Origin of the sequence: Phaeovulum veldkampii DSM 11550 (assembly GCF_003034995.1) — a bacterium.
In the GTDB taxonomy this organism is placed as follows: Bacteria; Pseudomonadota; Alphaproteobacteria; order Rhodobacterales; family Rhodobacteraceae; genus Phaeovulum; species Phaeovulum veldkampii.
Window position 1 is genome coordinate 1 of sequence record NZ_PZKF01000036.1, and the last position, 21,176, is coordinate 21,176.

At 67.0% G+C, this 21,176-nt stretch carries 21 protein-coding genes; 11 read left to right on the forward strand and 10 right to left on the reverse strand.

Annotation, left to right across the window (positions count from 1 at the left end; all coding sequences use genetic code 11):
• From C5F46_RS12975 to C5F46_RS13005, 7 genes are all read left to right on the forward strand, one after another.
• Positions 1-762, forward strand: a 762-nt coding sequence (locus C5F46_RS12975; RefSeq protein WP_146160233.1) for a DUF4159 domain-containing protein, incomplete at its 5' end; no start/stop codon positions are given.
• A complete protein-coding gene (locus C5F46_RS12980) occupies positions 759-2,849 on the forward strand; it encodes a hypothetical protein (RefSeq protein WP_107325769.1) in 2,091 nt (696 codons plus the stop codon). The genes C5F46_RS12975 and C5F46_RS12980, both read left to right, overlap by 4 nt.
• Positions 2,850-2,944: 95 nt before the next feature.
• Positions 2,945-4,375, forward strand: a complete 1,431-nt coding sequence (locus C5F46_RS12985) for an FAD-linked oxidase C-terminal domain-containing protein (protein WP_107325770.1) — start codon at positions 2,945-2,947, stop codon at positions 4,373-4,375.
• A 63-nt stretch (positions 4,376-4,438) separates the two neighbouring features.
• A complete protein-coding gene (locus C5F46_RS12990) occupies positions 4,439-5,527 on the forward strand; it encodes an FAD-binding protein (protein WP_107325771.1) in 1,089 nt (362 codons plus the stop codon).
• Positions 5,527-6,807 carry a glycolate oxidase subunit GlcF gene (gene glcF, locus C5F46_RS12995; RefSeq protein WP_107325772.1) on the forward strand — a complete coding sequence of 427 codons (1,281 nt, stop codon included), beginning with the start codon at positions 5,527-5,529 and terminating at the stop codon, positions 6,805-6,807. The genes C5F46_RS12990 and glcF overlap by 1 nt, the downstream gene beginning before the upstream one ends.
• A gap of 48 nt (positions 6,808-6,855) precedes the next feature.
• Complete coding sequence (locus C5F46_RS13000; RefSeq protein ID WP_107325773.1) at positions 6,856-7,629, forward strand: trypsin-like serine peptidase; 774 nt, start codon at positions 6,856-6,858, stop codon at positions 7,627-7,629.
• A 137-nt stretch (positions 7,630-7,766) separates the two neighbouring features.
• Positions 7,767-8,231 carry an Hsp20 family protein gene (locus C5F46_RS13005; RefSeq protein ID WP_107325774.1) on the forward strand — a complete coding sequence of 155 codons (465 nt, stop codon included), beginning with the start codon at positions 7,767-7,769 and terminating at the stop codon, positions 8,229-8,231.
• A gap of 19 nt (positions 8,232-8,250) precedes the next feature.
• Here C5F46_RS13005 and C5F46_RS13010 read toward each other — a convergent pair whose 3' ends face one another.
• From C5F46_RS13010 to C5F46_RS13025, 4 genes are all read right to left on the reverse strand, one after another.
• Positions 8,251-8,718 (reverse strand): lytic transglycosylase domain-containing protein, encoded by a 468-nt coding sequence (locus C5F46_RS13010; protein ID WP_107325775.1) that lies wholly within the window; start codon positions 8,716-8,718, stop codon positions 8,251-8,253.
• 85 nt (positions 8,719-8,803) lie between these two features.
• Entirely contained in the window at positions 8,804-9,403 is a 600-nt protein-coding gene (recR, locus tag C5F46_RS13015) for a recombination mediator RecR (RefSeq protein ID WP_107325776.1), read from the reverse strand.
• Between the two features lie 6 nt (positions 9,404-9,409).
• Positions 9,410-9,754 carry a YbaB/EbfC family nucleoid-associated protein gene (locus tag C5F46_RS13020; protein ID WP_107325777.1) on the reverse strand — a complete coding sequence of 115 codons (345 nt, stop codon included), beginning with the start codon at positions 9,752-9,754 and terminating at the stop codon, positions 9,410-9,412.
• 12 nt (positions 9,755-9,766) lie between these two features.
• The gene (locus C5F46_RS13025) at positions 9,767-11,512 is read right to left on the reverse strand and encodes a DNA polymerase III subunit gamma/tau (RefSeq protein ID WP_107325778.1); all 1,746 of its coding nucleotides are present in this window, start codon (positions 11,510-11,512) and stop codon (positions 9,767-9,769) included.
• A 144-nt stretch (positions 11,513-11,656) separates the two neighbouring features.
• Between C5F46_RS13025 and C5F46_RS13030 the strand changes: the two genes are divergently transcribed.
• Positions 11,657-12,646: a P1 family peptidase gene (locus C5F46_RS13030; RefSeq protein WP_107325779.1), complete on the forward strand. Its 990-nt coding sequence runs from the start codon at positions 11,657-11,659 to the stop codon at positions 12,644-12,646.
• Positions 12,647-12,650: 4 nt separating this feature from the next.
• Here the strand turns inward: C5F46_RS13030 and C5F46_RS13035 are convergent, their stop codons facing one another.
• The gene (locus C5F46_RS13035; RefSeq protein ID WP_107325780.1) at positions 12,651-13,427 is read right to left on the reverse strand and encodes an alpha/beta hydrolase; all 777 of its coding nucleotides are present in this window, start codon (positions 13,425-13,427) and stop codon (positions 12,651-12,653) included.
• Between the two features lie 90 nt (positions 13,428-13,517).
• Here C5F46_RS13035 and C5F46_RS13040 point away from each other — a divergent pair, with 90 nt between their 5' ends.
• Together C5F46_RS13040 and C5F46_RS13045 are read left to right on the forward strand one after the other, a co-directional pair.
• Positions 13,518-14,996, forward strand: a complete 1,479-nt coding sequence (locus C5F46_RS13040; RefSeq protein WP_107325781.1) for an NAD-dependent succinate-semialdehyde dehydrogenase — start codon at positions 13,518-13,520, stop codon at positions 14,994-14,996.
• A 68-nt stretch (positions 14,997-15,064) separates the two neighbouring features.
• The gene (locus tag C5F46_RS13045; protein WP_107325782.1) at positions 15,065-16,030 is read left to right on the forward strand and encodes a CBASS cGAMP-activated phospholipase; all 966 of its coding nucleotides are present in this window, start codon (positions 15,065-15,067) and stop codon (positions 16,028-16,030) included.
• 9 nt (positions 16,031-16,039) lie between these two features.
• On the opposite strand, the gene C5F46_RS13050 is transcribed toward C5F46_RS13045, so the two are convergent.
• The 3 genes from C5F46_RS13050 to C5F46_RS13060 all read right to left on the reverse strand — a co-directional run bounded on the left by C5F46_RS13050 (position 16,040) and on the right by C5F46_RS13060 (position 18,743).
• Entirely contained in the window at positions 16,040-16,630 is a 591-nt protein-coding gene (locus tag C5F46_RS13050; protein ID WP_107325783.1) for a DUF1190 domain-containing protein, read from the reverse strand.
• 11 nt (positions 16,631-16,641) lie between these two features.
• Positions 16,642-17,868, reverse strand: a complete 1,227-nt coding sequence (locus C5F46_RS13055; RefSeq protein ID WP_107325784.1) for a glutathionylspermidine synthase family protein — start codon at positions 17,866-17,868, stop codon at positions 16,642-16,644.
• Between the two features lie 113 nt (positions 17,869-17,981).
• Entirely contained in the window at positions 17,982-18,743 is a 762-nt protein-coding gene (locus C5F46_RS13060; RefSeq protein WP_107325785.1) for a DUF1013 domain-containing protein, read from the reverse strand.
• Between the two features lie 122 nt (positions 18,744-18,865).
• Here C5F46_RS13060 and C5F46_RS13065 point away from each other — a divergent pair, with 122 nt between their 5' ends.
• Positions 18,866-19,516 carry a ribonuclease T2 family protein gene (locus C5F46_RS13065; RefSeq protein ID WP_107325786.1) on the forward strand — a complete coding sequence of 217 codons (651 nt, stop codon included), beginning with the start codon at positions 18,866-18,868 and terminating at the stop codon, positions 19,514-19,516.
• Positions 19,517-19,524: 8 nt separating this feature from the next.
• On the opposite strand, the gene C5F46_RS13070 is transcribed toward C5F46_RS13065, so the two are convergent.
• Both C5F46_RS13070 and C5F46_RS13075 read right to left on the reverse strand, forming a co-directional pair.
• Positions 19,525-20,499, reverse strand: coding sequence for an NAD(P)H-quinone oxidoreductase (locus tag C5F46_RS13070; protein ID WP_107325787.1), 975 nt, complete (start codon positions 20,497-20,499; stop codon positions 19,525-19,527).
• On the reverse strand, positions 20,496-21,164 hold the full coding sequence (locus tag C5F46_RS13075) for a COQ9 family protein (RefSeq protein ID WP_107325788.1): 669 nt from the start codon (positions 21,162-21,164) through the stop codon (positions 20,496-20,498). Before C5F46_RS13075 ends, C5F46_RS13070 begins: the two co-directional genes overlap by 4 nt.
• Between the last annotated feature and the right edge of the window lie 12 nt (positions 21,165-21,176).

Here is a 21,176-nt window from a genome sequence, read left to right on the forward strand (position 1 = left end):
ATGGCCGAAGACCGGGCAATTCTGGCTGCGGGCAATGTGGTGCTGGCCCATGTCATCACCGGCGATGCCGAGGTGGACCGGATCGCCGCCGCAGGGCTGGCGGGCCTGTCCGGGGTGTTGACCCTGCGCACCACGGTCGAGCCTGCACCACCGATGGCGCTGGATCTGGAAGCCGACGATCTGGCGCTGTTCACGCTGCTCTATTGGCCGGTGACCGAAACCCAGCCCGCGCCCTCGCCCACCGCTTATGCCCGGCTGAACCGCTATCTGCGCGGCGGTGGCATGATCTTGTTCGACACGCGCGACGCCGATATCGCCGGGTTTGGCACAGCAACCGGCACCGGGCGGCGGTTGCAGGCGCTGGCCGCGCCGCTGGATATTCCGCCGCTGGAGCCGCTGCCCCCCGATCACGTCCTGACCCGGACCTTCTATCTTTTGCAGGATTTTCCTGGCCGCCATACCGGGCGCGGCCTGTGGGTCGAGGCCGCCCCGCCCGATGCCGAACGGGCCGAGGGGATGCCGTTTCGCAACCTCAACGACGGGGTGACGCCGGTGGTCATTGGCGGCAATGACTGGGCCGGGGCCTGGGCCACCGATGCGCGCGGCTTGCCGATGTTTCCGGTCGGGCGCGGCCTTTCGGGAGAACGTCAGCGCGAGCTGGCCTATCGCTTTGGCGTCAATCTGGTGATGCATGTGCTGACCGGGAACTACAAATCCGATCAGGTGCATGTGCCTGCGCTGCTGGAAAGGCTGGGGCAATGACCGGGCTTTCGCTGATCTTTGCGCCGCTGTTGCCCTGGCCCGCCATCTGGGCGGGGGCGGCCGCGGCGCTGGGTCTGCTTGGCTTTGCGCTTTGGCGCGGGCTGCGCGGCTGGGCCCTGCGCGCCGGGGCGCTGGCGGCGCTGCTGGCGGCACTGGCCGGGCCGCAGATGCAGGCCGAGGAAAAGACCCCGCTGTCTGATATCGTGATCGTGCTGGAGGATGCCAGCTCCAGCCAGTCTTTGCCCGACCGCGCCGCCCAGACCGCCGCGGCGCTGGCGCATCTGGAGACCGAACTGGCCGCCCTGCCGGGAACCGAGATCCGGCGGCTGCGGATCGGCGACGGGGCCGAGAACGGCGGCAGCCTGATTGGCGCCGCGCTGGCGCAGGCGCTGGCCGAGGTGCCGCGTGACCGGCTGGCGGGTGCGCTGGTGGTCAGCGACGGGCTGGCCCATGACAGCGCGCTGACGCCCGCGCTGCCCGCGCCACTGCATCTGCTGCTGACCGGCCGCGCCGCCGACTGGGACCGGCGCCTGCTGATCCAGACCGCCCCCGCCTTTGGGATCATCGGCGAGCCTGTCTCGATCCGGCTGCGGGTCGAGGATCAGGGCGCCGTACCCACCGGCACCGGGGCGATGACCGACGTTGCCATCGCCATCGACGGGGCCGCGCCCGAACGCTACCGCGTGCCGGTGGGGCAGGGTCTGGACCTGCCGCTGGTGCTGTCGCATGGCGGTCAGAACGTGGTTCAGATCACGCTGGACCCGGCGCCGGGCGAGTTGACCGAGCGCAACAATACTGCCGTCGTGCAAATCAACGGTGTGCGGGACCGGCTGCGGGTGCTGCTGGTGTCGGGCGAGCCGCATGCGGGCGAACGAACCTGGCGCAACCTGCTCAAATCGGATTCCGCCCTTGATCTGGTGCATTTCACCATTCTGCGACCGCCGGAAAAACAAGACGGCGTGGCGGTGGACGAACTGGCACTGATCGCCTTTCCCACGCGAGAGTTGTTCGTGGACAAGATCGACGAATTCGATCTGATCATCTTTGACCGCTACCGCGAACGTGGCCTGCTGCCCGCCAACTATTTCGACAATATCCGCGCCTATGTAGAACGTGGTGGCGCGGTGCTGATCGCGGCCGGGCCGGAATTTGCCACGGTTGAAAGCCTTTATCGCACCGCGCTGGGCCCGATCATGCCCGCACGGCCCACGGGCCGGGTGCTGGACGGCGCCTTCCTGCCCCGCCCCACCACCGAGGGCGCGCGTCATCCGGTGACAGCGGGTCTGGCGGGGGCGCCAACCCAAGACCCCGAGGCCCCGCACTGGGGCCGCTGGCTGCGCCAGATCGAACTGGTCGCGGCCCGCGGGCAGGTGGTGATGGAGGGCGCCGACGGCAAGCCGCTGCTGGTGCTGGACCGCGCGGGCAAGGGGCGGGTGGCGCTTTTGGGGTCCGATCATGCCTGGCTCTGGGATCGCGGCTATGAAGGCGGCGGGCCGCAACTGGAACTGCTGCGCCGGATCGCGCATTGGGCGATGCAGGAGCCGGAACTGGAGGAAGAGGCGCTTTATGCCCAAGTCGAGCCGGGCAGCCTGACCCTGACGCTGGTGCGCCGCACCTTGGCCGAGCAGGCGGCGCCGGTGAGTGTGACGGGGCCGGATGGCGCAGCGGCCGAGGTTGCGCTGACCGAAACCGCGCCGGGCCGGTTTACCGCCCGCTGGGTGGCGCCGGGCCCGGGGCTTTACCGGCTGCGCTCGGGCGAGTTGGAGCGGGTGGCGGCGCTGGGCCCCGCCGCCCCGCGCGAGTTTGAGGCGACCATCGCCGACCCGGCACCACTGGCGGCGGCGATGGCGGCCAGCGGCGGCGGCGTAGCGCGGATCGAGGCGGGCCAGCCCGACATTCGTCGGGTTTCGCCGGGGCGCACCGCCGCCGGGCGCGGCTGGTTGGGGATCACCCCGCGTGGTGCCTCGGCCACCACAGGGCTGCGGGTAACGCCGCTGCTGCCGGGCTGGGCGTTTTTGCTGCTGGCTGCGGCGCTCAGCCTTGCTGCCTGGCTGGTCGAAGGTCGGGGCCGCCGCGCACGGGCCTGAACCGGTCGGCGCAGGGGTCGCGGGGCAGCCTGTGGCTTTGCTTGCTTAAGCGCCAAATTGGTTATATTTCCAGACCAGATCACACGAGGTGCCCGATGCAGATGCCCGTTCCGAATCCGCAGGTTCTGGCCCGAAAGGCGGCCATCGTGGCGCGCCTGCGCGCCGTGCTGCCATCCGACGGGGTGATCGACGACCCAACCGAAACCCGCGCCTATGAATGCGATGCGCTTTCGGCCTACCGCTGCGCACCGCTGGCCGTGGTGCTGCCGCGCACAACCGCGGAGGTCGCCGCGGCGCTGCGTGTTTGCCATCAGGAAGGCGTGCCGGTCGTGCCGCGCGGCGCGGGCACCAGCCTTGCCGGCGGCTCGATGCCATCAGAAGATGCGGTGGTGCTGGGCATTGCGCGGATGAACCGGGTGCTGGAGGTCGATCTGGCCAACCGTTTCGTGCGCGTCGAGGCGGGGCGCACCAATCTGGCGGTGACGGGCGCGGTGGAAGGTGACGGGTTCTTTTATGCGCCCGACCCCTCCAGCCAGTTGGCCTGCGCGATTGCGGGCAATATCGCCATGAACTCGGGCGGGGCGCATTGTCTGAAATATGGCGTGACCACAAACAACCTGCTGGGTGTGACGCTGGTCACGATGGCGGGCGAGGTGATCGAGATCGGTGGGCCGTTTGCCGACGCTGCCGGGCTGGACCTGCTGGGCGTGATCTGCGGGTCAGAAGGGCAGTTGGGCGTAGTCACCGAAGCCACGCTGCGCATCCTGCCCAGGCCCGAGGGCGCGCGGCCCGTGCTGATCGGGTTCGATGCGAACGAGGTGGCCGGCGCCTGCGTGGCCGACATCATTCGCGCAGGTGTGCTGCCGGTGGCAATTGAATTCATGGACCGCCCCTGTATTCGGGCGACCGAGGCCTTTGCCCATGCGGGCTACCCCGATTGCGAGGCGTTGCTGATCGTGGAGGTCGAAGGCGCGGAGGCCGAGATCGCCGAGCAACTGGGCCTGATCCGCCAGATCGCCGCGCGCCATGACCCGGTGGAATTCCGCGAGGCGCAGAGCGAAGACGAGGCAAAGAAGATCTGGCTGGGCCGCAAATCGGCCTTTGGGGCGATGGGCCAGATCAATGATTACATGTGCCTTGACGGGACCATTCCGGTCTCGGCGCTGCCGCGGGTGCTGCGCCGGATCGGCGAGTTGTCGGCCGCGGCGGGGTTGGATGTGGGCAACGTCTTTCACGCCGGCGACGGCAACATGCACCCGCTGATCCTTTACAATGCCAACACGCCCGGCGATCTGGAACGCGCCGAGAGGCTGGGCGCCGACATCCTGAAGCTGTGCGTCGAGGTGGGCGGCTGCCTGACCGGCGAGCATGGCGTGGGGATTGAAAAGCGTGACCTGATGGGGGTGCAGTTTGCCCCTGAGGACATGGAGGCGCAGATGCGGGTTAAAGACGTGTTCGACCCGCGCTGGCTGTTGAACCCAGCCAAGGTGTTCCCGCTTGCCGTCAGCGCCGGGCGGCGGGGGTAGACGGGGGGCCGTCTGCCCCCCGAACCCCCCGAGGATATTTTCGCCAAGATGAAAGAGACGTGGATGAGACCGGAAACAGAAGCTCAGTTGGCTGAGGCGATCCGCGATGCGGCGGGGCCGATACGGGTGGTCGGCGGCGACACCCGGCCGGTTGGGCGGATTGCCGGTGTACCTGCGCTGGAAACCGGGGCACTGCGCGGGGTGGTGCTGTATGAGCCGGCGGCGCTGACGTTGGTCGTGCGCGCGGGAACGACGCTGGCCGAGGTCGAGGCGGTTCTGGCAGCCGAGGGCCAGCGACTACCGTTTGAACCCATGCGTTGGGGGTCGGTGCTGGGCACCGCGGGCGAGAGCACAATCGGCGGCGTTGTGGCGGCCAATGTGTCGGGGCCGCGACGGGTGCAAGCGGGGGCTTGCCGCGACAGTCTGATCGGGGTGCGGTTCGTCGATGGCACGGGGGCTGTGGTCAAGAACGGCGGGCGAGTGATGAAAAACGTCACCGGCTATGATCTGGTCAAGCTGATGGCGGGAAGCTGGGGCACGCTGGGGGTGCTGACCGAACTGGCCTTCAAGGTGTTGCCCAAAGCCCCCGCCGAGGTGACGCTGGTGCTACCAGACCTCGGCGCAGGGGCGGCCGTGGCGGCGCTGTCGGCGGCGCTGGGTTCGCCCTATGACGTGACCGGGGCTGGCTGGATGCCAGGCGTCGGTGCTGTGGTGCGAGTCGAGGGCCTGAACGATTCGGTGACTTATCGGGCCGGCAAGCTGGCGGCGCTTCTGGCGCGCTTTGGCGAAGTGCGGGAGGAACGCGCGGGGTCGCCCGCGCTGTGGCAGAGTCTGGGCGAAGCGGCGCCGCTAAAGAGCCAGACGGGTGATTTGTGGCGGTTTTCGCTGAAACCTTCGGAGGCGCCCGGCGTTATCGCACGGCTGGCTGGCCCCGTTGTGCTGGACTGGGGCGGCGGGTTGATCTGGGCGGTGGTGCCCGAGGGTTGCGATGCCCGGACGTTGGCGGCGCCCTTCAGCGGTCACGCCACGTGGATGCGGGGGCCGGGGGCAGGTGCCTTTGCCCCTGAAGCTGCGCCGGTGGTGGCGCTGTCTGCCGGATTGCGCGCGCGGTTCGACCCCCGTGGCATTCTGAATCCTGGAAGGATGGGCTGATGCAAACGCATTTCACCGAGGCGCAACTGGCCAATCCGGGGATTGCAAGGGCAAACGAGATTCTGCGCGCCTGTGTGCATTGCGGGTTCTGCACGGCAACCTGCCCCAGCTATCAGGTGTTGGGCGACGAGTTGGACAGCCCCCGCGGCCGAATCTATCTGATCAAGGACATGCTGGAGAGCGGCCGCCCCGCCGATGCCCGCACCGTCAAGCATATCGACCGCTGCCTGTCGTGTCTGGCCTGCATGACCACCTGTCCTTCGGGGGTGCATTACATGCACCTGATCGACCACGCCCGCGCCCATGTGGAGAAAACCTATCGCAGACCCTGGCATGACCGGGCGCTGCGCTGGGCGCTGGCCAAGACCATCCCGTATCCGGGGCGGTTTCGGCTTGCCCTGCGGCTGGCGCGAGCGGTGCGGCCGCTGGAACGGTTCGTGCCCGACGCGCGGCTGCGCGCGATGCTGGCGATGGCGCCCGACCGGGTGCCGCCCGTCTCGCCCAATGACGTGCCACAGGTGTTTGCCGCCAAGGGCGCCCGGCGGTTCCGGGTGGCGCTGCTGACCGGCTGTGCGCAAAAGGCGCTGGATACCGACATCAACGATGCCACGATCCGCCTGTTGCGGCGTCTGGGCTGTGAGGTGGTGATACCCCGCGATATGGGCTGCTGTGGCGCGCTGAGCCATCACATGGGCCGCGAGTCTGAGGGCCACACGCTTGCGGCGGCCAACATCCGCGCCTTTCGGGTCGAGATGGCCACGGGGCTGGATGCGATCATCATCAACACCTCGGGCTGCGGCACAACGGTAAAGGACTACGGACACATGTTCCGTAACGATCCGCTGGCCCAAGACGCCGCGCAGGTTGCCGCGCTCGCCTGTGATATTTCCGAATTTCTGGATAGGCTGGAATTTCCGCAATCCGCAGAGCCGCGTTTGCGTGTGGCCTATCACGCGGCATGTTCCCTGCAACACGGGCAGAAGATCACCGCCGCACCCAAGATGCTGCTGAAGCGCGCGGGGTTCGAGGTTGTGGAGCCGGCCGACAGCCATCTGTGCTGCGGCTCGGCAGGCACCTACAACCTGTTGCAGCCCGAAATCTCGGCAGAGTTGAAGCGTCGCAAGGTCGCCACGCTGGAAGAAAGGGCGCCGCAGGTGATTGCGGCAGGCAATATCGGCTGCATCATGCAGATCGGCTCGGGCACGATGATTCCGGTCGTCCATACGGTCGAACTGCTGGATTGGGCGACGGGTGGACCGAAACCCCGCGCGCTGCCATAATACCGCCCGAAGCGCGGGGCAGCCTGTCCCGGCCCAGAAGGAGCCAGGATGCGCCGTCTTACCCTGATCCTGTCGCTGTTCGCAGCCCCTGCCTTGGCCGGGGAAACGGGGCTGATCACCTTGGTCACCGGCGATGATTCGCGCGGGTGGGAGGCCGTGGGGCGGCTTGATCTTGGCGGTAACAGTTTTTGCACCGGTGCGCTGATCGCCCCCGATCTGGTTTTGACCGCGGCGCATTGCCTTTATTCGCCCGTCACCGGCGCGCTGATCGACGCCGGACAGGTCCAGTTTCGGGCTGGCTGGCGCAATGGGCGGGCGGTGGCCTACCGTGGCGCTCGGCGCGCACTGGTGCATCCTGATTATCTTTACACCCGCAGCGACCGGATTGATCGCGTGGCCCATGACATCGCGCTGGTCGAGCTTGATCAGCCGATCCGGCTACCCGCGATCCGGCCGTTTGCCACCGCAAAAGGCCCTAGGCCGGGAACCGAGGTGGGAGTTGTTTCCTATGCGCTGGACAGGTCCGAGGCGCCCTCGCTGCAAGAGGTCTGCACGGTGCTGCACCGCCAGGGCGCGGTGCTGATGCTGAGCTGTTCGGTGGAATTCGGCGCCTCGGGTGCGCCGGTCTTTCTGATGGGCCCGGGGGCGCCGCAGATCGTGTCGCTGGTGTCAGCCAAGGCCGAGGTGGCCGGCCAGCGCATATCCCTGGGAACGGTCGTCGAAGATGTAGACACCCTTCGCGCAGCCTTGGGCCAGCGCCGCGGGCTGGGCCTGCCGGGTCAGGCCACCGATACCGGCGGCGCCCGGTTTATCCGGCCCTGAACCTCGCCGGGGCTTGAAACCGGGGGCTGCGTTTCCCAAGTTTTGCCTGTCAGGGCGCCATCACAGGGCCCCGGCACCTTCGCCGCCCGGCCCGCGATGGGCGGGCAGAACCGACATCGCTCAATTGAGGATGCAACATGCGCAGCTTTGACCTTTCTCCGCTTTACCGCGCCACCGTGGGCTTTGACCGCGTGGCAGACCTGATGGATCGCGCCCTGACGGCCGATCTCGCCCAGCCCACCTATCCGCCCTACAACATCGAGAAACTGGGCGAGAATGCCTATCGCATCTCGATCGCCGTGGCAGGCTTTGCCGCCGATGATCTGTCGGTCGAACTGCGCGACGGCGCCCTGACAGTCGCTGCGAAAAAGGCCGAAGAGGCGGGCGGGCGCACCTATCTGCACCGCGGCATCGCCACCCGCGCCTTTGAACGCCGCTTTGCGCTGGCCGATCATCTGCGCGTCACCGGCGCCACCCATGCAGACGGGATGCTGCACATTGATTTGGTGCGCGAGGTTCCCGAGGCGCTGAAGCCCCGCCGGATCGAGATTTCCGGTCCGACCACGGTCGAGGCCAAGGCCGTCGAGACGGTTGAGGCGTAACCCCCCGAACGGACCGGGCTCAGGTTCTGAGCCCGGTTTCCTTCAACAGGCCCATACGCTTGGCCTCATAATAGTAGCCTTTGGAATACCACATCACGGCCCGGTCGCGGTTGCCGCGTGATACCAGCCACGCGCCGCGCAGGTATTTTACGCCGTATTTCAGGTTTGTTTCGGCATCCAGCAGGCCCTCAGGCGCGCCGCGATATCCCATCGTCTGCGCGGTCTGCGGCATGATCTGCATCAGCCCGTAATAGGGGCCGTTGCGGGCGGCGGGGTTATAGCGGCTTTCGCGCTGCACCACGCGATGCACCAGATCGGCGGGCACGTCATACTGCGCTGCATAGTGGTCAATCAGCGCGCGCAACTCGGGGCTGCCGGGGGCCGGGCCGCGGGTGACGACGCCTGGCGTAGGTCGGTCGGGGCTGCCACAGGCGGCCAGCGCGCCGATCATCAACGCCAGCGCGGCGCGGCGGGGAAGCAGGTGCATCGGTGTCTCCTTTGTCTCGGGGCGATGCTAGCGGCTGATGCGCGAGGCGAAAAGCCCGTTACGCGCGGCTGGGCGGGGTTTCGGTCTAGAACCGCTTGCGCGCGCGCAGCGCCGCCTGAATGGTGCCATCGTCCAGATAATCCAGCTCGCCCCCGATCGGGACACCCTGCGCAAGGCTGGTGACGCTGACCCCCGACCCCTCCAGCGCCTCGGCGATGTAGTGGGCGGTGGTCTGCCCTTCGACGGTGGCGTTCAGCGCGAGGATCACCTCAGATATGGCTTCGGCGCGGGTCCGCTCCAGCAGACGCGGAATGCCAAGTTCGTCCGGCCCCACCGCATCCAGCGCCGAAAGCGTGCCGCCCAGAACGTGATAGCGGCCGCGAAAGGCCTGCCCGCGCTCCATCGCCCACAGGTCGGCCACGTCTTCGACCACGCAGATCTCGCCGGTGGCGCGGGCGGGGTTCAGGCAGATATCGCACAGATCGCCGGTGGCGATATTGCCGCAGACGGCACATTCGCGGGCGGTTTCGGCAACATGGGCCATGGCCGCGGCCAGCGGCGCCATCAGCGCCCCGCGCCGCCGGATCAGGTGCAGCACCGCACGGCGGGCAGACCGGGGGCCAAGCCCCGGCAGCCGCGCCATCAGCGCGATCAGGGCTTCGATCTCGTCATTGGCCGAGGCCATAGCCGATCAGATCGGCAGGTTCATGCCCGCAGGCAGACCCATTTCGGCCGCCAGCTTGCCCATTTCTTCCTGCGTCTTTTCGGCGGCGCGTTTCTGCGCATCCTTGATCGCGGCGAGGATCAGGTCTTCGACCACTTCCTTTTCGCTGGCCACAAAAATCGACGGGTCAATCGACAGCGCCGTCAACTCGCCCTTGGCGGTGGCCGTGGCTTGCACCAGACCGGCGCCGGATTCGCCGGTCACGGTGATCCGCGCCAGGTCTTCCTGAAGGCTGGTCATGCGGGTCTGCATGTCCTTGGCGGCCTTCATCATCTTGGCCATGTCGCCCATCGCGCCCAGACCTTTGAACATCGGTGTCTCTCCTCAGTTGTCCTCGAACGGATCCCATTCCTCCTCAACCGCGGGCAGGGCGTCTGCGCTTGCCTGCCGGGTCAGGGCCTCGGTCGTTCTGATATCGGCGAAATGCGCCTTGGGAAAGGTGGCAAAAATGGCCTGCACCAGCGGGTGTTCCATGGCGTCAGCCTCCAGCCCCTGACGGGCGGTGCGGCGCAGTTCGGCGATGGTTTCGCCCCCGCCCGCGCTGGTGACCGAAACCCCCCAGCGCGCGCCTGTCCAGCCTTGCAGCCGGGCGGCCAGATTGGCGGCCAGATCGCGCGGCGCGTCTGGCGTCGGCTCGAACTCGATCCGACCCGGCGCATAGCGCACCAGCCGCAGATGGGTTTCGACCTCGACCAGCAGCTTGACGTCGCGCATCCGGCGGATCAGCTCCAGCACATCGTCAAACCGGGCAAACCGTGCCAAGTCGGTGTCGGGCGCCAGCGCCAGCGCCGTGGCCGCGCCCGAGGGCTGCACCACCGCGCGGGTCGCAGGGCCATGCACCGGGCCAGTGGCGGGGGCTGCTGCGCCGCGGCCCTGCGCCGGTGTTGTGCCGCCCTGCTGGATACGGCGCAACAGCGCCTCGGGGTCGGGCAGGTCGGCGACATGGGTCAGCCGGATCACCGCCATTTCGGCGGCCATCATCGCATTCGGCGCCGCCGAAACCTCCTCAAGCGCCTTCAGCAGCATCTGCCACATCCGGGTCAGAACCCGCATCGGAATCGCTGCGGCCATCGCCTGACCACGGGCCTGTTCCTCGGGCGGCACGGTGGAGTCGGCGGCGGCCTCGGGCGTGATCTTGATGACCGAAACCCAATGCGTGATCTCGGCCAGATCGCGCAACACCGCCAGGGGGTCGGCGCCATCGGCATATTGCCCCGCCAGTTCCGCCAGCGCCTCGGCGGCCTGCCCCTTCAGGATCATGTCGAACAGGTCAAGCACCCGACCCCGGTCGGCCAGCCCCAGCATCGCGCGCACCTGATCGGCCGATGTCTCGCCCGCGCCATGCGCAATCGCCTGATCCATCAGGCTCATCGCGTCGCGGACAGACCCTTCCGCCGCCCGCGTGATCAGCGCCAGCGCGTCGGGCGCCAGCCGCGCCCCCTCCAACCCGGCCACGCGCGCCAGATGGGCCATCATCACCTCGGGTTCGATCCGCTTCAGGTCAAACCGCTGGCAGCGCGACAGCACCGTGACCGGCACCTTGCGGATCTCGGTCGTGGCAAAGATGAATTTCACATGTGCGGGCGGTTCTTCCAGCGTCTTGAGCAGCGCGTTGAACGCGCTGGTAGACAGCATGTGAACCTCGTCGATGATATAGACCTTGTAGCGCGCGCTGGCCGCCCGGTAATGCACGCTTTCGATGATCTCGCGAATGTCGCCTACGCCGGTGCGGCTGGCGGCGTCCATCTCCATCACATCCACATGGCGGCCTTCGGCAATGGCGCGGCAATGTTCGCAGGTGCCGCACGGCTCGGTCGTCGGCCCGCCGGTGCCATCGGCACCGATGCAGTTCAGCCCCTTGGCGATGATCCGCGCCGTGGTCGTCTTGCCGACCCCGCGCACCCCGGTCATGATGAAGGCATGGGCAATGCGCTGCGCCGCAAAGGCGTTTTTCAGCGTGCGCACCATCGCCTCCTGACCGATCAGGTCTGCAAAGGTGGCGGGGCGGTATTTGCGGGCCAGAACCTGATAGCCCGCCTGCGGCGCGTCGGCGTCTGTGATCTCGGTCATCGGTTGGCCCCCTGCGGATCGGAACATCCTAAACGCGCGCCCGCCTGCCGTAAACCGCCCCCGCCGCATCTTGTGGTCAACGGTTGCCAGCCGCCCGGCAGCTTGGGATAGTGGGGTCGGCATTCCAGACCGAAAGGACAGCCGATGCGGCCGGGACCACGCAATCTGATCACCGATGTCGTGGGGCTGCTTGTCGGCAATGCCGAAGATCACGGGCTGCGCAGCGGCGCCACCGTTTTGCTGGGTCAGGCGCCCTTTGTGGCAGCGGTGCAGGTGATGGGGGGCGCGCCCGGCACGCGCGAAACCGACCTGCTGGCGCCTGACAAGCTGGTGCAGCAGGTCGATGCCATCGTGCTGTCGGGCGGTTCGGCCTTTGGGCTGGATGCGGCCTCGGGCGTGGTGGATGGGCTGCGTGCGGCGGGCCGAGGCTTTGCCGTGGGGACCGCGCGGGTGCCGATCGTGCCTGCGGCGATCTTGTTCGATCTGCTGAACGGGGGCGCCAAGGACTGGGTGCAAAACCCTTATCCGGCGCTGGGGCGGCAAGCCTTGGCCGCAGCGACGCGCGACTTTGCGCTTGGCAGCGTCGGGGCCGGAACCGGGGCGGTGACGGCAAACCTGAAAGGCGGTCTCGGCTCGGCCTCGGCGGCGCTGGACAACGGGCTGACCGTGGGCGCGCTGGTGGCGGTGAATGCGCTGGGTCGGGTGACGGTGGGCGAGGGGCCGCAGTTCTGGGCCGCGCCTTGGGAGATGGGGGCAGAATTCGGCGGGCTGGGCCTGCCCGACGCATTCGATCCGGGGGCCGAGCCCGCGCCGGTGAAACGGCTGGGCGAGGCCACGACCATCGCCATTGTCGCCACCGATGCCGTGCTGACCCAGGCGCAGGCGCAGCGCATGGCGACCGCCGCGCAGGACGGCATGGCCCGCGCCATTGTGCCCAGCCACACGCCGTTTGATGGCGATCTGGTTTTCGCCGCAGCCACCGGGGCCAAGCCGTTGCCGGACCCGCAGACAGACCCGTTCGTTCTGGGCCACGCCGCCGCCTGCTGCCTTGCCCGCGCCATCGCGCGGGCGGTTTTTCATGCGGCGCCGATGCCCGGCGATCTGTCGCCGGCATGGGCTGCGCGCTTTGGCTGACGGATCAGCCCAACACGCAGGATAACAGCGGCGAGGGCCGTGTCAGCCCCTCGATCACGTCGAAATGGTGCCGGTCGGCATCAACCATGACCGGGCAGCCCCAGGTGGCGGCCAGCCAGTGCGCCTGATCCAGAAAGGCGGGCCGTTCCGCGCCGCCGACCCAGATGTGAATCTTTGCGCCCCGACGCGGGGGCAGGTTCAGGGGGCTTTCCGCCTCGGCCTCGGCCGCGTCGATTCCAAGGCGCGCGTTCATCTCGGTCCGCATCAGCGGCGCGAGGTCTGACAACGGCGAGATCGGCACAACCTTTGCAATACGCGCCGCAACCGACGCCGGCAGGGGCGCATTGGCGCAGACCATGCGCGCCACCAGATGTCCACCGGCCGAATGCCCCGCAAGCCGGATCGGCCCCGCCACACGGTCTGCCAGTGCGGCGATGGCCTGCCCAACCTCTTGCGTGATCGCGCCAATCCGCGCCTGTGGCGCCAGCGTGTAGGCGGGCAGCGCTACCGCCCAGCCTGCGGCCAGCGCGCCCGCCGCAAGATGTGAAAACACCTGCGGGTCAAACGCCAGCCAGTAGCCGCCGTGGACAAACACCAAAAGGCCCTGCACGAAACCTTCGGGCCGGTAAAGCTCGGCCCAGTTGCGCGGGCCGGGGCCAAAGGCGATACGCTCGGGCGCATGGGCCGCGCGAAAGGCTGCCGCCTCGGCCTGCCAACGGGCCGGATAGTCGGCCCCGCCGGGGATGAAGGCTGCGTTGGTATAGGCTTCGGTCATATCCATGCCGTTTTCCCCCGTTCACCTGTCGCCCCGCGTGCTGGACAAGGATGGGGGCGCGTGGTTCTGTCTAGCATCAGAACGAGGGAGGTTCCCATGCTTGATTCCGCCACCAACCTGAAGAGCCTTCTGAAGGATCCATCGCTGCTTGCGACCTGCGCCTATGTGGCGGGCGAGTGGATCGCGGCAGACGATGGCACAACATTCGCCGTCACCAACCCCGCGCGTGGCGACGTGATCTGCGAGGTGCCGAACCTTGGCCGGGCTGAAACCGCCCGCGCCATCGCCGCCGCCGAAGCCGCGATGAAAGACTGGGCCACCCGCGCCGCCAAGGAACGCGCACAGATCCTGCGCAAATGGTTCGACCTGATGATGGAAAATCAGGACGATCTGGCCCGCATCCTGACCGCCGAAATGGGCAAGCCCTTTGCCGAGGCCAAGGGCGAAATCGCCTATGGCGCCAGCTTCATCGAATGGTTCGGCGAAGAGGCCAAGCGCATCTATGGCGAAACCATCCCCGGCCATATGCGCGACAAGCGCATCATGGTCATCAAGCAGCCGATCGGCGTGGTCGGCTCGATCACGCCGTGGAATTTCCCGAACGCGATGATCACCCGCAAATGCGGCCCGGCCTTGGCCGCGGGCTGCGGGTTCGTGGCGCGGCCCGCGGCCGAAACTCCGCTGTCGGCGCTGGCGCTGGCGGTTCTGGGCGAACGGGCCGGGCTGCCCAAGGGCATCTTTTCGGTCATCACCTCGAAACGCTCTTCCGATATCGGCAAGGAGTTTTGCGAAAACCACGCGGTGCGCAAACTTACCTTCACCGGCTCGACCGAGGTGGGGCGCATCCTGCTGCGCCAGGCCGCAGATCAGGTGATGAAATGCAGCATGGAACTGGGCGGCAACGCACCCTTTATCGTGTTTGACGATGCCGATCTGGATGCGGCGGTGGCGGGCGCCATGGCGTCGAAATTCCGCAACAATGGCCAGACCTGCGTCTGCGCCAACCGGATTTATGTTCAGGCCGGGGTCTATGATGCCTTTGCCGCGAAACTGGCCGCGGCGGTGCAAAAGCTGCACATCGGCGACGGGCTGAAAGAGGGCACCGAAACCGGCCCGCTGATCAATCAGGACGCGGTCGAGAAGGTGGAAGAACACATCGCCGACGTGCTGCGGGGGGGCGGGCAGATCGTCACCGGGGGCAAGCGGCACGAACTGGGCGGCACCTTCTTTCAGCCGACCGTAGTGACCGGCGTGACCGACGACATGATGGTGGCGACCGAGGAAACCTTTGGCCCGCTGGCGCCGCTTTTCCGCTTTGAAACAGAAGAGGAAGTGATCGCAAAGGCCAATGCAACGATCTTTGGTCTGGCCAGCTATTTCTACGCCCGCGACATCGGTCGCATCACCCGCGTCCAGGAGGCGCTGGAATATGGCATCGTCGGCGTGAACACCGGCATCATCTCGACCGAGGTGGCGCCTTTTGGCGGGGTCAAGCAATCGGGCCTTGGTCGCGAAGGAAGCCGCCATGGAATCGAGGATTATCTGGAGATGAAATACATCTGCCTGTCGATCTGACGGCCCCCGCCGGGCGGTACGACCGCCCGGCCTCTTGCAAGTTGATTTCGGGGAAATAGATTTTTATCATGAATGTGCAGCCCTCCCCGCTTTCCCCGTTCCGCATCCTGTCACTGTCGGGGGGCGGGTTTCAGGGGCTGTTTTCGGCCATCGTGCTGCGCGATCTGGAACAGGCGCTGGGCGCGCCCCTGCGCGAGCGGTTCGATCTGATCGCGGGCACTTCAGTCGGGGGGGTGATGGCGCTGGCGATCGCGGCGGGGGTGCCGATGGCCGAGGTGGTGGGCATCTATACCCAGGACGGCCCGCGCATCTTTTCGTCCCGGCCCGCGCCGCGCGGGCGGGTATCGGTCGCGCGTGACGCGCTGCGTTACCTGCGGGCGGCAAAATATGACGGGCTGCATCTGCGCCATGTGATCGAACGGTTGACGGGGGCGGAAACCAGGCTGTCGGACCTGCCGGTGCCGGTGATCGTGCCCACGGTGCGGGTGCGCGATGGTGCGCCGGTGCTGATCGGCGCACACAGCCACCCCGACCTGCGGCTGGTCGATCTGGCGATGGCCGCGGCGGCGGCGCCGATGATGCTGCCCGCTGTGCGGATCGACGGCGCGCTGCATGCAGATGGCGCAATCTTTTCGAACGTGCCCGACCTGATCGCCCTGCATGAGGCCGAGTGCCGACTGGGCGTGGCGCCGGAACGGATGCGGATGCTGAGCATCGGCACCGCCAGCGCCGGGGTGAACCTGCCCGAACCCGCCAGCGGCAACATGGGCATTCTGGGCTGGGTTCAGGGGCAACGCATCTGGAAGACGGTGCTCGCCTCGCAAAGCCAGATGGCCACGCAACTGACGGCAGACCGTCTGGGCGCGGGCTATCTGCGGGTGGACGCGCCGCTGTCGGCACCCGAGGCTGAAGAGGTCTGGCTGGACGTGGCCAGCCCGATGGCCGTGTCAATTCTCAGTCGTCTGGGCCACGAGGCAAGCCGCAAGATCCTGTCCGACAGTGCGGCGCAGGCATTGCTGGGCGTTTCGGCCTAGGCCCAAGCCTCAGCCGCCCGCTGTCGCCCCCGGCGACCGGCCCGTGGCCGCAGCGCCAAAGCCGCCGCGTTGCGCCACCTGCGCCTTGGTCATCGGGGGCTTGCCGACGGTGGCCGGCGCCTTGGCAAAGGCATTGGCCCCCATCTTGCCCGCACCATTGTTGGTGGCCAGCGTTGTGCCCCCCGGCGTTGCAAAGCGGCCATCGGCGGTGCGGCTGAGCGGCTGGCTCATCACGCCGCGGTTGCCGCCCAACATGCTGCCCAGCATGTAGCCCGCAAACAACGGCAGAAAGATCGACCCCATCCCGCCCCCGGTCGAGGCCGCCGGATCACCGCCGCAATTGCCCTCGCCATGTTCGGCCTCGCACAATTCCTTGCTTTCATAGCGCGGCGCGGTTTCCAGATGCGCGGCCTGCGCCTCGGCAAAGGCAGAATCGCAATCGGCCTCGGTGAAAAACAGGCTGCCTTGGGCCGCTGCGGCCTTGCAACTGGTCACATCGGGGAAGGCGCGGGCGTCGGTCTGCTCTTCCTTGCAGCCGGTCAGACCAAAGGCCGCCGCCCCCACGATCACCAGTGCCACGGTTCTGGAACGCTTGCGCATCGGTGCCTCCTTCAGTCGCGGATGAAATGGGGTTTGAAGCGGGACAGGTTCTGGGTGATGCGCGCGCGATCCTCGCGCAGCCCCATGCCAACGCAAGACTGCCCCACGACCCAGGCGCCGATCACCGGGCGAAAGCCGCCCATCACCGGCAGCGGCTGATAGGCCTGCACGATGCGGGGATGGTCGTCATAGGTCCGGTCGGAGGCAGTTTCGGTCACGCGCCCGCCCTCGATGATGCTGACGGAAGCGCCCTCGCGCGAGAAGATCGGCTTGACCACATGGCCGCGGGCCAGCGTGTCGCGCGCACGGTCAAATGCCTCGGCCACAGCGCCAGCCGGATGACCGCTGCCGGCCAGCGCGGCAGCAACGTCATCCTCAAAGAAGGCGGGCAGCAGGTTCGGGTGCCCCTCGAACATCTGCCACAGCACCGGCAGCAGCGCCTTGTTCGACACCACCGCCTTCCACGCCGGTTCGATGAACCGGCAGCCCGAGGGGCCGACATGGGCGGCAAATTCATCACGCAGCAGGTCTTCCCACGGATACAGTTTGAACAGCGTCCCGATCACCCGGTCTTCGCCATCCAGAAACTGGCCCTCGGTCGACAGGGCGATCTTGTCCAGATCGGTGTAATGCGCACCCAGCCCCGCCGCACGCGCGGCCCAGGCCAGAGCCTCGACAGTGGCGTAATCTTCTGGGTTTCCGGCGACGGCGGCAAAATGCACCTCGGTGCCGGGGGCCAAAATCTCGGCAAACCGCTCGACCAGCGCCTCGTGCACGCCGTTGAACTGGTCATCGCCCGGCTGCAACACGCCCGCGGCGATCAGGTCTTCCAGCCATTGCCACTGAAACGCCGCCGATTCGTACAGCGATGTTGGCGTATCCCCGTTATATTCCAAAAGCTTGGCCGGGTCGCTGCCGTCATAGACCAGATCCATCCGGCCATAAAGCTCTGGCTCGCCTTCGGCCCAACTGCGTTCGACCATATCCCAGTAGGGCCGCGGAATGCCCATCCGGCGCATCAGATCTTCGGACACCACGATCTGCGCCACCGCCTCGCGCACCATGGCGTGCAACTCGGTCACGGGGTCTTCGATGTCGTTTTCAACCTGCGCCAACGAGAATTGGTAGGCGCTCGACTCCTCCCAATAGGGCTCGCCATGCATGTCGGCGAAGGTGAACCCCTGCTCTTCGGCTTTTGCGCGCCAATCCGCCCGTTCCGGCAAATCCTGCTTGTGCATCCGTTCCCCTCGCAGCCACTTCTGTCATGACAGATAGGGCGGTGCCCGGCAATCCGAAGACCACAGACAAAAAAACCCGGACCTTACGATCCGGGTCTTGTGTCGTCCGCATCTTAGCGGCGGTCGTCTTCGTCGTCTTCATCCTCATCCGCATCGGGCAGGTTGAAGAAGCTTTCGGCATCGGAAAAGTCGCGCGGGTTGGCATCGGCCTCTTCACGCGGGGTCAGGGTGAAATTCTCTAGACCCTGCATCGACGAGGGCAGGCGCGGCTCGGCGCCCATCGCCAGCGAGGTTTCGGTCGAAACCAGCTTGCGGCGCTCGTCATCGGTCATCAACCCGCCTTCGGCGGCCTTCTTCTTGGCAGCTTTCTGCACTTCGGCATCCAGTTCCGACTGGCGGCACAAGCCCAGCGCGACCGGGTCGATCGGGGTGATGTTGCCGATGTTCCAATGCGTCCGGTCACGGATCGAGGCGATGGTCGGCTTGGTGGTGCCGACCAGCCGGGCCACCTGCGCATCGGCCAGTTCGGGGTGAAACTTGACCAGCCACAGGATCGCGGCGGGCCGGTCCTGGCGTTTCGACAGGGGGGTGTAACGCGGGCCGCGGCGCTTTTCCTCGCCCACGGCAGCAGCGTTGAATTTCAGCCGCAGCTTGTAGGCGGGGTCTTTCTCACCCCTCTCGATTTCCTTGGGGTCAAGCTGGCTGGAAGCGACCGGATCAAACCCCTTTACCCCGGTGGCCACGTCGCCATCGGCGATGCCCTGCACCTCAAGTTCATGCATCCCGCAGAAATCGGCGATCTGCTTGAAGGTCAGCGTTGTATTGTCCACCAGCCACACGGCGGTTGCCTTGGACATCAGGGGCTTGTTGGTCATCGGATCGCTCCTTTACACATCTCTCCCGCGCCGGGAAACGGCTGCGGCCTGAGCCGCCATTCCTCGTTTTCGGGGGGAATTTCCGGTTATATAGTCCCGATGGACCCCGGAGGAAAGAGAAAATGCGCCGATATGCCGCCGCCCTGACCCTGGCCCTGATGCTCACGGCACCCATCGCCAAGCCGGTGGTGGCCGAGGGCGAGCGGGCGGGCGCGTTTGACTATTACATATTGTCGCTGTCATGGTCGCCGGGATGGTGCGCCACCACCGGCGATGCGCAGGGCGCCGACCAATGCCACCCGCGCCATGATCACGGCTTTACCCTGCACGGCTTATGGCCGCAGCATGAAACCGGCTGGCCCAGTTTCTGCCGGACCGAGGCGCAAGATCCGTCACGGCGAGAAACGGTAGCGATGGCCGATATCATGGGCTCAAGCGGGCTGGCGTGGTATCAGTGGAAAAAGCACGGTCGCTGTTCGGGCCTGTCGGCCGGGGCCTATTTCGCGGCTGCCCGGCAAGCCTATACGGCAATTGCGTTACCACGAGAATTCCAGAATCTTCGGAAAGATTTGAAGCTGTCTGCGAAATCGGTCGAAGCTGCGTTTCTGGCCGCCAATCCGGGGCTTGTGGCCGAGGCGATCACCATCACCTGCAAGGCGGGCCGGATTCATGAGGCGCGCATCTGCCTGACCCGCGATCTGGCGCCCCGCGCCTGCGGGGCGGATGTGGGACATGATTGCACGCAGGCCGCTGTGATGGAGGCCGTGCGGTAGACCCGCCCTCAGCGCACCTTCAACACGATCTTGCCAATATGCGCACTGGATTCCATCCGCGCATGGGCGGCGGCGGCATCGGCCAGCAGAAATTCCGAATCGATCAGCGGGCGCAGCTTGCCCGCGTTGACCATCGGCCAGACATGGGCGCGCAGGTCTGCTGCAATGGCGGCCTTGGCGGCATCAGATTGCGGGCGCAGCGTGCTGCCCGTGATCGTCAGCCGCCGCAGCATGATCTGGGCAAAGTTGATCTCGGCCTTGGGGCTTTCCAGAAAAGCGATGAACACCAGTCGCCCGTCATCGGCCAGCGCCTTGATGTTGCGGGCGATATAGCTGCCGCCAACCATGTCGAGGATCAGGTGCGCCCCACCTTCGGCGCGCAACGCTTCGGTAAAATCCGCCTCGCGGTAGTTGATCGCAGTGGCGCCAAGGGCTTCGCAGGCGGCGCATTTTTCTGCGCTGCCAGCGGTGGCAAAGACGCGCGCGCCCAAGGCAGTTGCGATCTGGATCGCGGTTGTGCCGATGCCCGATGATCCACCATGAACCAGAAACCGCTCCCCCGCAGCCAGACCGCCGCGCCTCACCACGTTCGACCAGACGGTGAAGCAGGTTTCGGGCAGGCAAGCGGCCTCGCGCAGGGAAAGGCCCGCGGGAACGGGCAGCGCATGGGCTGCAGGGCAGGTGGCATATTCGGCATAGCCGCCGCCGGGCAGCAGCGCACAGACCGAATCGCCCACCGCCCAGCCCGAAACACCCGCGCCCAGCGCCGCCACGACCCCCGCGCATTCCAGCCCCGGCAGGTCCGAGGCGCCCGGCGGGGCCTTGTAGGCGCCCGCGCGCTGCAGCGCGTCGGGCCGGTTGACGCCGGCATGATGGATCTCGATCAGGATCTCGCCCGCAGCAGGCACCGGCACGGGCCGGGTGCAGGGACGCAGCATCTCGGGGCCGCCGGGGGCGGCAATTTCGACGGCGCGCATGGTCATCGCATGACCCGGCCCGGCATGTCGGTGGTGGCGTCGGGGGCGCGGACCCCATCTAGCAGGCGCCTGACGCCGGGAATTTTGAGTGCACGGGATTTGACCTTTGCAAAGCCCAGAATGCCCTCGATCCGCCGGTCAAGGAAGGCCCAGGTATCGGCGTAACCTGCCGAGACATCGCCCAGCCAATAAAGCACGGTGGCCGAATAGACCCCGGCGAGCGTGGCGCGTTTGGTATACCAATTGTAGTCCGCCGACGTGTCGCCCAGCGCCTGCCAGATCGCATCGGCGGTGCCCCAGACAAGGCTTGCCCCGGTTGCCGCATGGGCGGGCAGCGCAAAGACTGCAGCGCCGCGACGCACCAGTTCGGGGTCCACCGCCTCCAGCCGAAAACGCACGGCGGTTGCCACCCGGTCGCGGTAGCGCATCGCGGCAAGGTCGGTTTCGGCCAGCCGCTCCGCCATCGCCCGGTCGCCCGCCCGGTGATAGTCAACCGCCAGATCGACCGCGCCGCGCGGGCAGATCACCCGCGCCAATGCCGGGTCCATCGCGCAATCGGCCACCGCAGTGGCAAAGGCCGGGTCGGACCAGCCATCGAAGGGCACATGCAGGATGATTGCCGCCAGCAAATCGGCTCGCGCCTGTGTCACGTTGAGACTGGTGTTTTTCATGCGCTTTCCCCC

Coding starts and splice junctions, on each gene's coding strand:
- C5F46_RS13020 (WP_107325777.1), bottom strand. CDS start 9,754: ATGTTCAAAGGTCTGGGCGCGATGGGCGACATGGCCAAGATGATGAAG.
- C5F46_RS13045 (WP_107325782.1), top strand. CDS start 15,065: ATGAATGTGCAGCCCTCCCCGCTTTCCCCGTTCCGCATCCTGTCACTG.
- C5F46_RS13070 (WP_107325787.1), bottom strand. CDS start 20,499: ATGACCATGCGCGCCGTCGAAATTGCCGCCCCCGGCGGCCCCGAGATG.
- C5F46_RS13040 (WP_107325781.1), top strand. CDS start 13,518: ATGCTTGATTCCGCCACCAACCTGAAGAGCCTTCTGAAGGATCCATCG.
- glcF (WP_107325772.1), top strand. CDS start 5,527: ATGCAAACGCATTTCACCGAGGCGCAACTGGCCAATCCGGGGATTGCA.
- C5F46_RS12985 (WP_107325770.1), top strand. CDS start 2,945: ATGCAGATGCCCGTTCCGAATCCGCAGGTTCTGGCCCGAAAGGCGGCC.
- C5F46_RS13050 (WP_107325783.1), bottom strand. CDS start 16,630: ATGCGCAAGCGTTCCAGAACCGTGGCACTGGTGATCGTGGGGGCGGCG.
- C5F46_RS13010 (WP_107325775.1), bottom strand. CDS start 8,718: ATGCACCTGCTTCCCCGCCGCGCCGCGCTGGCGTTGATGATCGGCGCG.
- C5F46_RS13055 (WP_107325784.1), bottom strand. CDS start 17,868: ATGCACAAGCAGGATTTGCCGGAACGGGCGGATTGGCGCGCAAAAGCC.
- C5F46_RS13000 (WP_107325773.1), top strand. CDS start 6,856: ATGCGCCGTCTTACCCTGATCCTGTCGCTGTTCGCAGCCCCTGCCTTG.
- C5F46_RS13035 (WP_107325780.1), bottom strand. CDS start 13,427: ATGGATATGACCGAAGCCTATACCAACGCAGCCTTCATCCCCGGCGGG.
- C5F46_RS13065 (WP_107325786.1), top strand. CDS start 18,866: ATGCGCCGATATGCCGCCGCCCTGACCCTGGCCCTGATGCTCACGGCA.
- C5F46_RS12990 (WP_107325771.1), top strand. CDS start 4,439: ATGAGACCGGAAACAGAAGCTCAGTTGGCTGAGGCGATCCGCGATGCG.
- C5F46_RS13030 (WP_107325779.1), top strand. CDS start 11,657: ATGCGGCCGGGACCACGCAATCTGATCACCGATGTCGTGGGGCTGCTT.
- C5F46_RS13005 (WP_107325774.1), top strand. CDS start 7,767: ATGCGCAGCTTTGACCTTTCTCCGCTTTACCGCGCCACCGTGGGCTTT.
- C5F46_RS13060 (WP_107325785.1), bottom strand. CDS start 18,743: ATGACCAACAAGCCCCTGATGTCCAAGGCAACCGCCGTGTGGCTGGTG.
- C5F46_RS13025 (WP_107325778.1), bottom strand. CDS start 11,512: ATGACCGAGATCACAGACGCCGACGCGCCGCAGGCGGGCTATCAGGTT.
- recR (WP_107325776.1), bottom strand. CDS start 9,403: ATGGCCTCGGCCAATGACGAGATCGAAGCCCTGATCGCGCTGATGGCG.
- C5F46_RS13075 (WP_107325788.1), bottom strand. CDS start 21,164: ATGAAAAACACCAGTCTCAACGTGACACAGGCGCGAGCCGATTTGCTG.
- C5F46_RS12980 (WP_107325769.1), top strand. CDS start 759: ATGACCGGGCTTTCGCTGATCTTTGCGCCGCTGTTGCCCTGGCCCGCC.